Origin of the sequence: Gordonia sp. UCD-TK1, from assembly GCF_001691435.1 — a bacterium.
Classification (GTDB): Bacteria; Actinomycetota; Actinomycetes; order Mycobacteriales; family Mycobacteriaceae; genus Gordonia; species Gordonia hongkongensis.
Genome location: NZ_LZMP01000046.1, coordinates 116,719 through 130,041, shown reverse-complemented (window position 1 = coordinate 130,041; position 13,323 = coordinate 116,719). Strand labels below are relative to the sequence as shown.

General features: G+C 68.7%; 11 protein-coding genes. 6 read left to right on the top strand and 5 right to left on the bottom strand.

Annotated features, from left to right (window positions below):
* Positions 1-51: 51 nt before the first annotated feature.
* Genes sufD through A9310_RS20475 form a run of 3 tightly spaced genes read right to left on the bottom strand, consistent with a single transcriptional unit; the run spans position 52 to position 3,526 of the window.
* A complete protein-coding gene (sufD, locus tag A9310_RS20485; protein ID WP_065632164.1) occupies positions 52-1,239 on the bottom strand; it encodes a Fe-S cluster assembly protein SufD in 1,188 nt (395 codons plus the stop codon).
* Positions 1,239-2,687, bottom strand: a complete 1,449-nt coding sequence (gene sufB, locus A9310_RS20480; protein ID WP_065632163.1) for a Fe-S cluster assembly protein SufB — start codon at positions 2,685-2,687, stop codon at positions 1,239-1,241. The genes sufD and sufB overlap by 1 nt, the downstream gene beginning before the upstream one ends.
* Positions 2,684-3,526, bottom strand: a complete 843-nt coding sequence (locus tag A9310_RS20475; protein WP_058250378.1) for a metalloregulator ArsR/SmtB family transcription factor — start codon at positions 3,524-3,526, stop codon at positions 2,684-2,686. The genes sufB and A9310_RS20475 overlap by 4 nt, the downstream gene beginning before the upstream one ends.
* Before the next feature lie 133 nt (positions 3,527-3,659).
* Here A9310_RS20475 and mptB point away from each other — a divergent pair, with 133 nt between their 5' ends.
* The 4 genes from mptB to A9310_RS20455 all read left to right on the top strand — a co-directional run bounded on the left by mptB (position 3,660) and on the right by A9310_RS20455 (position 8,451).
* A complete protein-coding gene (mptB, locus tag A9310_RS20470; protein ID WP_065632162.1) occupies positions 3,660-5,480 on the top strand; it encodes a polyprenol phosphomannose-dependent alpha 1,6 mannosyltransferase MptB in 1,821 nt (606 codons plus the stop codon).
* Between the two features lie 66 nt (positions 5,481-5,546).
* Complete coding sequence (locus A9310_RS20465) at positions 5,547-6,569, top strand: ABC transporter ATP-binding protein (RefSeq protein WP_065632161.1); 1,023 nt, start codon at positions 5,547-5,549, stop codon at positions 6,567-6,569.
* A gap of 65 nt (positions 6,570-6,634) precedes the next feature.
* A complete protein-coding gene (locus A9310_RS20460; RefSeq protein WP_238995089.1) occupies positions 6,635-7,396 on the top strand; it encodes an ABC transporter permease in 762 nt (253 codons plus the stop codon).
* Positions 7,393-8,451: a heme A synthase gene (locus tag A9310_RS20455; protein ID WP_065632224.1), complete on the top strand. Its 1,059-nt coding sequence runs from the start codon at positions 7,393-7,395 to the stop codon at positions 8,449-8,451. Before A9310_RS20460 ends, A9310_RS20455 begins: the two co-directional genes overlap by 4 nt.
* A 13-nt stretch (positions 8,452-8,464) precedes the next feature.
* Here the strand turns inward: A9310_RS20455 and A9310_RS20450 are convergent, their stop codons facing one another.
* Complete coding sequence (locus A9310_RS20450) at positions 8,465-8,851, bottom strand: hypothetical protein (protein WP_065632159.1); 387 nt, start codon at positions 8,849-8,851, stop codon at positions 8,465-8,467.
* Positions 8,852-8,883: 32 nt separating this feature from the next.
* On the opposite strand from A9310_RS20450, the gene A9310_RS20445 reads away from it, so the two are divergent.
* Complete coding sequence (locus A9310_RS20445) at positions 8,884-9,858, top strand: quinone oxidoreductase (protein ID WP_065632158.1); 975 nt, start codon at positions 8,884-8,886, stop codon at positions 9,856-9,858.
* Positions 9,859-9,865: 7 nt separating this feature from the next.
* Here the strand turns inward: A9310_RS20445 and A9310_RS20440 are convergent, their stop codons facing one another.
* The gene (locus tag A9310_RS20440) at positions 9,866-10,861 is read right to left on the bottom strand and encodes a heme o synthase (RefSeq protein ID WP_065632157.1); all 996 of its coding nucleotides are present in this window, start codon (positions 10,859-10,861) and stop codon (positions 9,866-9,868) included.
* Between the two features lie 371 nt (positions 10,862-11,232).
* Between A9310_RS20440 and tkt the strand changes: the two genes are divergently transcribed.
* The gene (tkt, locus tag A9310_RS20435; RefSeq protein ID WP_065632223.1) at positions 11,233-13,311 is read left to right on the top strand and encodes a transketolase; all 2,079 of its coding nucleotides are present in this window, start codon (positions 11,233-11,235) and stop codon (positions 13,309-13,311) included.
* Positions 13,312-13,323: the final 12 nt, after the last annotated feature.

Below are 13,323 nucleotides of genomic sequence, written 5' to 3'. Positions count from 1 at the left end.
TTAGAATTCTTTCTCCGGGCTGGGGAAGTTCGTGTGGCTGATGTCCGGCGGTCAGGCGCCGGCGAGTTCGAGTTCCTGCTCGACCGCGGCGGACAGACGCTCGCGCAGTTCGGGCACACCGATCTTCGCGATCACCTCGCCGAAGAAGCCGCGGATAACCAGGCGGCGGGCCTGATCCTCCGGGATACCGCGGGCCTGCAGGTAGAACAGCTGCTCGTCGTCGAAACGTCCAGTGGCACTGGCGTGTCCGGCGCCGACGATCTCGCCGGTCTCGATCTCGAGGTTGGGCACCGAGTCGGCGCGCGCGTTGTCGGTGAGCACCAGGTTGCGGTTGAGCTCGAAGGTGTCGGTGCCCTCGGCCTCGGCGCGGATCAGCACGTCGCCGACCCACACGGTGTGGGCCTCACGGCTGCGATCGCCGGAGACGTCGCCCTGCAGCGCGCCCTTGTAGACGACGTTCGAGCGGCAGTGCGGCTGGCTGTGGTCGACGAGGAGGCGCTGCTCGAGATGCTGACCGGCGTCGGCGAAGTACAGACCCCACATCTCGACGTCGCCGCCGGGCGCGTCGTAATGGACGATCGGCGACAGCCGAACCAGGTTGCCGCCGAAGCTGATCGCGAAGTGGCGGACCACGGAGTCACGGCCGGCGCGCACGTGATGCGTCGCGACGTGGACGGCGTCGTCCTCCCAGTCGTGGATGTTCACGACGGTCAGTGCGGCACTGTCGCCGACGACGAATTCGACGTTCTCCGCGAACGTGCCGCTGCCCTTCTGATCGAGGACGACGACGGCGCGCGCGAACGCCTCGAGCCGGATCTGGGTGTGGCCGAAGGCGGTCTCGCCCTCGCCGGGGCCGGTGACCGTGACGGTGACCGGCTCGGCGAGCTCGACCTCGCGGCCGACGGTCACCACGGTCGCCTGCGTGAACGACGAATACGCCTGCGCGGCAACACGGTCGAACGGCACGCCGCCTTCGCCGAGGCGCTTGTCGTCGCGACCGATGGTCTCGACCTCGACGCCCTCGGACGCTCCGGTCACTTCCACGGTCGCCTCGCCGGACCGCTGCGCGGACCCGTCGTGCAACCCGCGGAGACGACGGAACGGGGTGAACCGCCACGCCTCCTCGCGGGGACTCGGCACCTCGAAGGCGTCGACGTCGAACGAGGTGAACATCTCACCCTTGTTGACGACGGGCGCCGCCGAGCCGGGAGTGGTCACGGGCAATGTGGGATCGGCCATCAGCCGACAGCTCCTTCCATCTGGAGCTCGATCAGGCGGTTGAGCTCGAGCGCGTATTCCATCGGCAGTTCTTTGGCGATCGGCTCGACGAAGCCGCGGACCACCATGGCCATCGCCTCGTCCTCGGTCAGACCGCGACTCATCAGGTAGAAGAGCTGGTCGTCGCTGACCTTCGAGACGGTCGCCTCGTGACCCATCGTCACGTCGTCCTCGCGGATGTCGACGTACGGGTAGGTGTCGCTGCGCGAGATGGTGTCCACCAGCAGCGCATCGCATTTCACCGTCGACCGGCTGCCGTGCGCACCGTTGTTGATCTTGATCAGACCGCGGTACGACGCCCGGCCACCGCCACGGGCCACCGACTTCGAGACGATGTTGCTCGAGGTGTTCGGCGCGAGGTGGACCATCTTGGAGCCGGTGTCCTGGTGCTGGCCCTCACCCGCGAACGCGACCGAGAGGACCTCTCCCTTGGCGTGCTCGCCGGTCAGCCAGACCGCCGGGTACTTCATGGTGACCTTGGAACCGATGTTGCCGTCGATCCACTCCATGGTCGCGCCGGCCTCGGCCTTCGCGCGCTTGGTCACCAGGTTGTAGACGTTGTTCGACCAGTTCTGGATGGTCGTGTAGCGGCAGCGGCCGCCCTTCTTCACGATGATCTCGACGACCGCGGAGTGCAGCGAGTCCGTCTTGTAGATCGGCGCGGTACAGCCCTCGACGTAGTGCACWTAGGCACCCTCGTCGACGATGATCAGCGTGCGCTCGAACTGGCCCATGTTCTCGGTGTTGATCCGGAAGTAGGCCTGCAGCGGGATGTCGACGTGGACACCCGGCGGCACGTAGATGAAGGACCCACCCGACCACACCGCGGTGTTGAGCGCGGAGAACTTGTTGTCGCCCGCGGGGATGACGGTCCCGAAGTACTGCTGGAAGATCTCCGGGTGCTCCTTGAGCGCGGTGTCGGTGTCGAGGAAGATCACGCCCTGCTTCTCGAGGTCCTCACGGATCGAGTGGTAGACGACCTCGGACTCGTACTGCGCCGCGACACCGGAGACGAGACGCTGCTTCTCCGCCTCGGGGATGCCGAGCTTGTCGTAGGTGTTCTTGATGTCCTCGGGCAGGTCGTCCCACGTGGCGGCCTGCTTCTCGCTGGAGCGCACGAAGTACTTGATGTTGTCGAAGTCGATGCCCTCGAGCCCCGCACCCCAGCCGGGCATGGGCTTCTTGTCGAAGATCTTGAGGGCCTTGAGGCGCTGCTCGAGCATCCACTCGGGCTCGCTCTTCTTCGCCGAGATGTCGGCGACGACCGCCGGGGACAGTCCGCGCTTGGCGCTCGCGCCCGCGACGTCGGAATCGGCCCAGCCGTAGCCGTACTTGCCGAGGGCGGCGATCGTCTCCTCTTGGGTGAGGGGCGCCGCTGGGGTCGGGGTGGCCGGATCGGTGACAGTCATCGCGTGGCCTTTCGGGTTGTCGTGGCGGTCGGTGTCTGGTTGGGGGTGGCGCGGGGCGATACGGGCTGCGTATCGGGGTCCGCGACGGCCCCGGGTCGGTCTTCGGTGGTCCCACCCGGCGGTGGGTGGATCGGCACATGGGTGGTGCAGGCGCAGTCACCGTTGGCGATGGTCGCCAGACGCTGCACGTGCGTGCCGAGCAGTTCGGTGAAGACCGCGGTCTCCGCCTCACACAGCTCCGGGAACTCGGTGGCGACGTGCGCCACCGGGCAATGGTGCTGGCAGATCTGCATGCCGGTCCCGACCTGACGCGTGTTGGTCGAGTACCCCGCGCTGGTGAGCGCGTCGGCGATCTCGTCGACCGTGTCGGCGACGGTCACCGGACCGGTGCTGGGACGGACGCCGGCCACGATGCGTTCGACGCGCTCGCGCGCGAACTCGGCGACCGCGTCGGTGCCGCCGAGATCACGCAGCTTACGCATCGCCGCACCGGCCAGGTCGTCGTAGGCGTGGCGCATCTTGCCGCGTCCGGAAGCGGTGAGCTGGAAGTACTTGGCGGGTCGGCCCCGGCCGCGTTGGCCGAACCCCGGCGAGGCGACCTCGATGTCCCCGGCGCCGGTCAGGGCGTCGAGATGGCGACGGACGCCGGCCGCCGAGATGCCGAGCCGCTCGCCGATGTCGCCGGCGGTGAGCGGGCCGTCTTCGACGAGCAGGGTGACCACGGCCTCCCGGGTCTGACCGTCGTGGTGCGCGTCGACACCTCCGGTCACTCCGGCACCCGTACCAGCGGAGGGCACGGCGCCGGCACTGCCAGAAGGCAGCACAACATCGTTCCGCATGGTTTTCACAACACGAGTGTGACGTAATTACTTCCCTGCTGCCAGCAAGGGTGCCCTTATCGCAGGGGGTCGTGAGGCCACCACGTCCGGCGATTACAGTCGTCGTGTGCCCGAAACCACAGCTCCGCGCCGCGTGCCGGACTACTTCGGACTCGTGTGGACCCGCTTGGTCGCCCTGCTCGACTATCTCGGACTGCGCAAACAGCGCCCTGCGGCTGCCGGCGCCGAACCCGGCGACTACGGCAAGACCGTGGCCCGCCTGCACGACGACGAGCGCGAGGTCGGCCCGCTCAACGCCGAGGAGACCCGCCGGCTCCGCCGGATCAAGCTCTTCGGCGCCACCGGCTCGGTACTGATCCTCATCGGCGCCCTCGGGACCGGTGCGGTACCCGTACTGCAGAACCCCGTTGCCGGGATGCGCGTCCTGTCGTTGCCGTCACGCATGTTCGGCACCGCCCTCGCGCTTTCCATCGGCGGCGCGATCACCCTGGTCGTCGCGTGGTTGTTGCTCGGCCGGTTCGCAGTCGGCCGGTTCAGCGTCGAGGTCCGCCACGGCCGGAGCCCGGAGCGCCGCATGAGCCGCCGCCAGGCCGACCGGACCCTCATGCTGTGGATCGCCCCGATCATCGTGGCGCCGCCGCTGCTGAGCAAGGACATCTACTCGTATCTCGCGCAGAGCGCCATCGCCTTCCGGGGCATGGATCCGTACTCGGTCAGTCCGGTCCGCGGACTCGGCGTGGACCACATTTTGACCAGGTCGGTGCCCAACCTCTGGCGCGACACCCCCGCGCCCTACGGCCCCTTCTTCCTGTGGATCGGCGAGGGCATCACCAAGGTCACCGGCGACAACATCACCGCCGCGATCTTCCTGCACCGCGTCGTCGCACTGATCGGCGTCGCGCTCATCGTCTGGGCACTCCCCCGCCTGGCCCGCCGCTGCGGGGTCTCGTCGGTGGCCGCACTCTGGCTGGGCGCGATGAACCCGCTGGTCATCCTGCATCTCGTCGGGGGCATCCACAACGAGGCCCTCATGCTCGGCCTGATGCTGGTCGGTCTCGAGTTGAGTTTCCGCGCCATCTACGGCGCCGAACGACTCCGCCGACCCGGGACCCTCGTCCCCACCCGAGCGGGCTGGTTGCTCATCGGCGGCGGTGCGGTGCTCGCAGCCTCGGCGATGATCAAGGTCACCTCGATGCTCGCCCTGGGCTTCGTCGGCATCGCCCTGGCCATGCGGTGGGGCGCCACCCTGCCCGTGCTCCGGCACACGCCGATCCGGGAATGGTGGGGTCGCTCCCGGTGGTCGGTGTACATGCTGAGCGCGTCGGCGGCCTTCTACGTGGTGGTCCTGGGCATCGTGATGATGGGGATCTCCCTCGGCACCGGGCTCGGCTTCGGCTGGACGGGCACGTTGTCGACGGGCGAGATTGTCCGCTCGTGGATGTCGATGCCGACCCTGTTGTCGGTGACCACCGGCCGGATCGGCGTCACCCTCGGCCTCGGCGAGCACACGCAGGCGATCCTCGAGGTGGCCCGTCCCATCGGCCAGCTCGTCGCCGCCCTGTTCATCGTCCGGTGGATGCTCGCCACCCTCGGCGGCCGGCTCCACCCACTCGGCGCACTCGGTGTGTCGATGGCCACAGTCGTGCTGTTCTTCCCGTTCGTGCAGGCCTGGTACCTCCTGTGGGCCGTGATCCCGCTGGCCGCGTGGGCCACCGGCGCCTGGTTCCGGATCTCCACCATCGCGGCGTCGGCGATCATCGCCATCGTGGTGATGCCCACGAGTTCGAACACGAGCGGAGTGGTTCTGGCACAAGGACTTCTGGCCGGCGTGATCATGGTCGCGGTTCTCACCGCCCTGTTCTTCGAGGACCGCGCGCCCCGTCGTCGACGCCGCCGCGAGCCCGTGTCGGACGACGACGAGGCCACGGCCGGGTCGGCGTCGGCACGACGATGAGCGCATGCGCCGTGTGCCCGGTCACCGCTTTTCGTCCCTGGGCTCCGAGCGCCTAGTCTGACCAGTGTGCGCAGCACGACCTCTCGGCAGATCAACGACGACGATCGGGTGAACGATCGTCGGCTCCGCGATCCCGGGTCAGCCGCCTCCGCCGGCACCCCGGCCGCCACTGCGGCGGCCGTCGAGGTCCGCGGTCTGGTCAAGCGCTTCGGTGACCGCACCGCGGTCGATCGGCTCGATCTCACCCTCGAACGCGGCGAGATCCTCGCCCTGCTCGGTCCCAACGGCGCGGGCAAGACCACCACCGTCGAGATCTGCGAGGGCTTCACCGCACCCGACGCCGGCAGCGTCCGCGTCCTGGGTCTCGATCCCATCGCCGACAACGACGCGCTCCGGCGCCGCATCGGCGTCATGCTGCAAGGCGGTGGCGCCTACCCGGGAGCCCGGGCCGAGGAGATGCTGCGCCTGGTGGCCGCGTATTCGGCCGATCCCATCGATCCCGAATTCCTGCTCGACGCTCTCGGCCTGACCGAGGTGCGTCGTACGTCCTACCGACGTCTGTCCGGTGGCCAGCAGCAGCGCCTAGCCCTCGCCTGCGCGGTCGTCAGCCGCCCCGAACTGGTCTTCCTCGACGAACCGACCGCCGGCCTCGATGCCCACGCCCGCCTCGTCGTGTGGGAACTCATCGACCGGCTCCGGGCCGACGGAGCATCCGTCCTGCTCACGACTCATCTGATGGACGAGGCCGAGGAACTCGCCGACCACGTCGCGATCATCGATCACGGCCGCGTCGTCGCCGACGGGACACCCGCCGATCTCACCAGCACCGGCGCCGAGAACGAACTGCGCTTCACCGCACCACGTGGACTCGACCTGTCGATGCTGGTGCTGGCCCTGCCCGAGGACTACCACTGCACGGAGGCCACCCCCGGCTCGTATCTGGTCATCGGTCCGATGACGCCGCAGGTGCTGGCCACGGTGACCGCCTGGTGCGCCAAGATCAACGTCCTCGCGACCGATCTGCGCGTGGAGACCCGCAGCCTCGAAGACGTCTTCCTCGATCTCACCGGACGGACCCTTCGACCGTGACCTCATCCGCACCCACCGGGCTCCCCCGCCCCGCCGACCGTGCTGCCGGAACATTCCCCGACGGTCTGTTCCGCCCCGCTCCCCGGGCGGCGTCGCTGCCGGCGATGATCGCCGCGCAGAGCGGCCTCGAACTCAAGCTCCTGCTGCGCAACGGCGAGCAGTTGCTCCTCACGATGTTCATCCCGATCACGCTGCTCGTCGGTCTGTGCCTGCTGCCGATCGACACCGGGTTCGGCGACGGCCCCGCCGAGCGGGCGGCGCTGTTCGTCCCGGCGATCCTGACCGTCGCGGTGATGTCGACGGCGTTCACCGGACAGGCGATCGCCGTCGGGTTCGACCGTCGCTACGGCGCGCTGAAACGCCTCGGCGCGACGCCGATACCGCGCTGGGGCATCATCGCCGGCAAGTCGATCGCGGTCCTCGTGGTGGTCGCGCTGCAGTCGGTGATCCTCGGTGGAATCGGCGCCGCGTTCGGCTGGCGACCGAGCCCCCTCGGTCTGCTCATCGGTGCGGTGGTCCTCGCGGTCGGCACCGCGTGCTTCGCGGCTCTCGGGCTGCTGCTCGGCGGCACCTTGAAGGCCGAGGTCGTGCTGGCACTGGCGAACCTGCTGTGGTTTGCGTTCATCGGCCTCGGCAGTCTGGTCGTCGTCGACTCCAACATCCCCGACGCCGTGCACTGGATCGCGCGGTGCATCCCGTCGGGGGCATTGAGCGAGGCGCTCGAGATGGCCTCGGAAGGTTCGTTCGACGCCTTCGGGGTGGGTGTCTTGCTGGTGTGGGCCGCGGTGGCCGGCACCTTGGCGGTGAGGTGGTTCCGATTCCGATGACATCCGATACTTCGAACGCCCCGGCGACGGCCCGGTCGGGCGATCATCCCGCGGCCGCCGGCGACGCGCGCCGGCCGCTGACCGGTCCGTGGCGGTTCGTCCCCGGCTTCGGCCGGCCGACCGCACGATTCGTGCATCGCTGGGCCATCGCCCTGCTCGTCTCGAACGTGGGCATCGTGGCCACCGGCGGCGCCGTGCGCGTGACCGCCTCGGGCCTCGGTTGCCCGACCTGGCCGCGGTGCACCGACGAGTCGTTCGTGCCGCACGGCGAACTGGGCATGCACGGCGCGATCGAGTTCGGCAACCGTCTGCTCACCTTCGTGCTGATCGTCATCGCCATCGCGACCTGGGTCGCCGTCCTGCGGTTGGCCGGAGCGGCGCGCCGGGACAAGTGGCTGGTCACCCTCATCGCGCTCGGCATCCCGTTCCAGGGGGTGATCGGCGGGATCACGGTCCTGACCCAGCTCAACCCGTGGGTCGTCGCGCTGCATTTCCTGCTGTCCATGGCATTGGTCTCCGCATCCACCGTGCTCGTCTACCGGATGCGTCCGTATCCGACGCCGACCGCGCCCGGATCGCACGACGCCGACGCTCCCTCGACCGCCACACGCCGACTCGGCATCTACCTCGCCTGGCTGGTCTATCTCGTCACCTGGGGCACGATCTACCTCGGCACGGTCGTGACCGGCTCCGGCCCGCACGCCGGCGATGTGGACGCCCCGCGGAACGGTCTCGACCCCGGCAACGCGACACAGCTGCACGCCGACGCCGTCTTCACCCTCGTCGGGCTCGCGATCGCGGCCCTCGTCTACGCACGGGTGTTCGCGCGGCCGCAACAGCGCTCGGCAGTGGTGTTCATGCTGCTCCTGCTGCTCCAGGGCCTGATCGGGTTCGTGCAGTTCGCCACCGATCTGCCCATCGCCCTCGTCATCGCGCACATGTTCGGCAGTGCGGTCCTGCTCATCGGCGCCACCTGGCAGCTCCTGATCGCGCGGAACCCGATCGTCAAGGATCCGGCGACGAAAAAGGCAGACCCGCTGCGCGAGTCTGCCTGATCGAACTCCGGCCTCAGAGGATGGCGCGGTTGCGCGCACGCGGGAAGCGCTTCTGCCGCGCGACCCAACCCGCCATCTTGCGGTAGTGCGACGTCGACACCGTGGTCTCCGAGGTGAGGTCACGGTCCCATTCGGCGATCTCGAGACCGTCGACGGCGTCGACCACGGCCTGCGCGGTCGCGAGATCGGGCACAACCCGGTCCCCGAGGATGCCGTTGGCGTCGCCGACGAGCGTGATCCGCACACCGGCGTCCCCGATCGCCTGGAGGACGACCTTCGCGCTGCCACCTTCGCGCTCGACGAACTTGCGTACCGAGGCGACGACCTCGGTGGGTGCCTCGACCTTCTGCTGCGTGCCCGAGTTCTCGCCGTCGGTGGTGTTCGTCATGGGGGTCAGCATACCGGGGCGATTCCGGCGTGTAGAACGGTGTCGTGCGAGCTATCCAGGTGACCCGCCACGGCGGACCCGACGTCCTGACCTTCGGCAGCGTCGACGATCCCATCCCCGCCTCCGACGAGGTGATCGTCCGGACCGCAGCGGTGGGCGTGAACTTCATCGACACCTATCTGCGCCGGGGCCTCTATCCCTCCACACCGCCCTACATCCCCGGCACCGAGGGCGCGGGCGTCGTCGTCGCGACCGGCTCGGATGTGACGTCGCTGCAGGAAGGTCAGCGGGTGGCGTGGTGTGCGGCCCCCGGTTCGTATGCGGAGCTTGTCGCGGTCCCGGCCTCGAAAGCGGTCCCGGTACCCGACGCGGTCGACGACGCGGTGGCCGGGTCGTCGCTTCTCCGCGGTCTCACCGCGCACTACCTCCTCGACGGGAGTGCTCATCCCCAAGCCGGCAACACGATCCTGGTGCACGCCGGTGGCGGTGGTGTCGGCCTGATCCTCACCCAGCTCGCCAAGCGCCGCGGACTGACGGTCATCACGACGGTCTCGTCCGACGAGAAGGCGGAACTCTCGCGCGCCGCGGGGGCGGATCACGTCCTGCGCTACGGGGAGGACCTGAGTTCCCGCGTCCGTGACCTCACCGACGGACGCGGCGTGCCGGTGGTCTACGACGGCGTCGGCGCCGACACGTTCGAGCAGTCACTGGCCTCGACCGCGGTCCGGGGGATCATCGTGCTCTTCGGGGCGGCGAGCGGGCCGGTTCCGCCGTTCGACCTCCAACGTTTGAACGCGGCGGGATCGCTGTCGGTGACGCGGCCGACACTGGCGCACTTCACCGACACGGCCGAGGAACTGAACCGCCGGGCCGGCGAGTACTTCGAGGCGATCGTCGACGGCAGTGTCGAGGTGCGCGTCGGCCAGCGTTACCGATTGGCCGATGCGGCTGCCGCACACACCGACCTGGAGGCACGTGTCACCACGGGTTCGACGGTGCTGTTGCCGGCCGGGACGTGAGCCGCGCTCAGAAGTAGGACGAGATGGTCTGCAGTCCGACGACCGCGTCGATCGCGAGTCCGCAGAACACGATGGCGAGGTACTCGTTGGACTGCAGGAACACCTTCAGCGGTGCCACCTCGGCACCGCGCTTGGTGTCGCGGTACAGCTTGGTCACCCGCTCCAGGAACCAGCCACCGGCGGTCAGCGCGATCACGGTGTAGATCCAGCTCGTCGCCGGGATCAGCAGCAGTGAGGTCACCACGGTGAGGACCGTGTAGATCAGCATCTGGCGGGTGACGCGTTCTTCGGTCGCGATGACCGGGAGCATCGGCACACCGGCCGCCTTGTAGTCCTCCTTGTAGCGCATCGCCAGCGCCCAGGTGTGCGGCGGCGTCCAGAAGAAGATGACCGCGAAGAGGACGATCGGCTGCCAGCTCAGCGACCCGGTGACCGCGGCCCAACCCACCAGGGTCGGCATACAACCCGCGGCGCCGCCCCAGACCACGTTCTGCCAGGTCCGACGCTTGAGGATCAGCGTGTAGACGCCGACGTAGAAGAGGATCGTCGCCGAGACGAGCAGCGCCGAGAGGAGGTTGGCGGCGAAGTACAGGACCGCGAAGGACGCCGCCCACAACGCGAGACCGAAGATGAGCGCGCTCCGCGGCGCGACCGCGCGGCGGGCCAGCGGACGCCGGGCCGTGCGCTTCATCTTCTTGTCGATGTCGGCGTCGGCCACCATGTTAAGGGTGTTGGCGCTGCCTGCGCCGAGCCAGCCACCGATCAGGGTGAAGGCGATGACCGCGATGTCGACGTGGCCGCGGTCGGCCTGCAGCATCACCGGGATCGTCGCGACGAGAAGCAACTCGATGACACGCGGCTTGGTCAGCGCGATGTAGGCGAGCACCGTCGCACGCACACGCCCGGCCCACGATTGATCGGCCGGTGCGACCGTTTCGGTCGATACCTGCGGATTCGATGCGGTGTCGGTCGAGTGAGATGCGGCGGAACTGTTCCCGCTCACACGCTCCCCTATCCTCACGAACACTCCTCGTCCGCCCGCACAGACGCCCGCGGGCTACTACGGAGCATGGTAGACGTTTGCCTCTGCGAACCGTGAATCGAGGCATGGCACCGCCATGCGCGAGCTCTCGACCGGCGATGACGCCAGAACTCGCCGGTAACCATCGGTCGGCGCGCAACGCGCGGCCGGCGCCGATTACTCTGGACGCGTACGCGCCGACGATCGTCGGTGGCCGACACCGGTCAGCGCCGATACCGATCAACGCCTACACCGATCACGCTGGTACCGGTCGCCCTGGTACCCATCGCCCCTTCTACGACCTCCGACCGAGTACGAATCGCACCGAGCAGGCACAGGAGACCTTCAGCATCGTGGCCGACACAGACGAGATCCGCGCTTTGACCACCCACCGCCACCCGGACGACTGGACCGACCTCGACACCCGCGCCGTCGACACGGCCCGGATCCTGGCGGCCGACGCAGTGCAGAAGTGCGGAAGCGGGCACCCCGGTACCGCGATGAGCCTCGCTCCGCTCGCCTACACCTTGTTCCAGCGAGTCATGCGTCACGACCCGACCGACACCGACTGGGCCGGGCGCGACCGCTTCGTCCTCTCGTGCGGACACTCGAGCCTGACGCTCTACATCCAGCTCTACCTCGGCGGGTTCGGTCTCGAGCTGTCCGACATCGAGGCGCTGCGGACCTGGGACTCTCTCACGCCGGGCCACCCCGAGTTCCGCCACACCCGCGGCGTCGAGATCACCACCGGCCCGCTGGGTCAGGGTCTCGCCTCGTCGGTCGGCATGGCGATGGCCGCCCGACGCGAACGCGGCCTGTTCGACCCCGATGCGGCGCCCGGACAGAGCCCGTTCGACCACTACATCTACGTCGTCGCCTCCGACGGCGACATCGAAGAGGGCGTGACGTCGGAGGCCAGCTCGCTGGCAGGCACCCAGCAGCTCGGCAACCTGATCGTGTTCTACGACCAGAACCAGATCTCGATCGAGGACGACACCGACATCGCGCTGTCGGAGGATGTCGCGAAGCGCTACGAGGCCTACGGCTGGCACGTGCAGACCGTGGAGGGCGGCGAGGACATCGTCGCCATCGAGGCGGCGATCGAGGCGGCCCAGCAGGTCATCGACCGGCCGTCGATCATCTGCCTGCGCACCATCATCGGCTACCCCGCCCCCAACATGATGAACACCGGCATGGCCCACGGCGCGGCGCTCGGCGAAGACGAGGTCGCGGCGACGAAGAAGGTCCTCGGTTTCGACCCGGAGAAGAACTTCGAGGTCACCGACGAGGTGATCGGCCACACCCGCAAGCTCATCGACCGCGGCGCCGAGGAACGCACGGCGTGGACGTCGTCGTTCGATGCCTGGGCGGAGAAGAACCCCGACGCCAAGAAGCTGTTCGACCGGCTCACCGCCCACGAACTGCCCGAGGGCTGGACCGACGTGCTGCCCAGCTGGAACGTCGGCGACAAGGATGTCGCGACCCGCAGCGCATCGGGCAAGGTGCTCGGCGCGCTCGCGCCCGTGCTGCCCGAGCTGTGGGGCGGTTCGGCCGACCTGGCCGGCTCCAACAACACCACCATGGACGGCGAGCCGTCGTTCGGACCGACCTCGATCAGCACCAAGAAGTGGTCGGCCAACCCCTACGGCCGCACCCTGCACTTCGGTGTCCGTGAGCACGCCATGGGATCGATCCTGTCGGGCATCGCGCTGCACGGGCCGACCCGCGCCTACGGCGGTACGTTCCTGCAGTTCGCCGACTACATGCGTCCCGCGGTCCGCCTCGCGGCGCTGATGGAGATCGATCCGATCTACGTCTGGACCCACGACTCGATCGGTCTGGGTGAGGACGGCCCGACCCATCAGCCGATCGAGCACCTGGCCGCGCTGCGCGCGATCCCGAACCTCGACGTCGTCCGGCCGGCCGACGCCAACGAGACCGCGTACGCCTGGCAGCACCTGCTCACCCGCCGGAACCATCCGGTCGGCCTGGCGCTCACCCGCCAGAACATCCCGATCCTGGAGGGCACCTCGGCGCAGGGCGTCGCCAACGGCGGATACGTCCTGAGCGACTCCGAGGGTGATCCCCACGTCGTGCTCATCGGCACCGGCTCCGAGGTGTACCTCGCCGTCGATGCACAGAAGGCGCTGGCGGAGAAGGGAATCAAGGCGCGAGTCGTTTCGATGCCCTGTGTCGAGTGGTTCGATGAGCAACCGCAGGGGTACCGCGACCACGTGCTGCCGCCGTCGGTTCCGCGCGTCGCCGTCGAAGCCGGTATCGCCATGCCGTGGTACCGCATCGTCGGCGCCGGTGGCGAGATCGTGTCGATCGAACACTTCGGGGCCTCCGCCGACTACAAGGTGCTGTTCACCAAGTTCGGCATCACCGCCGAGGCCGTGACCGCGGCCGCCGAGCGCGTCGTCGCGGGCTGAGCGCCAACAACC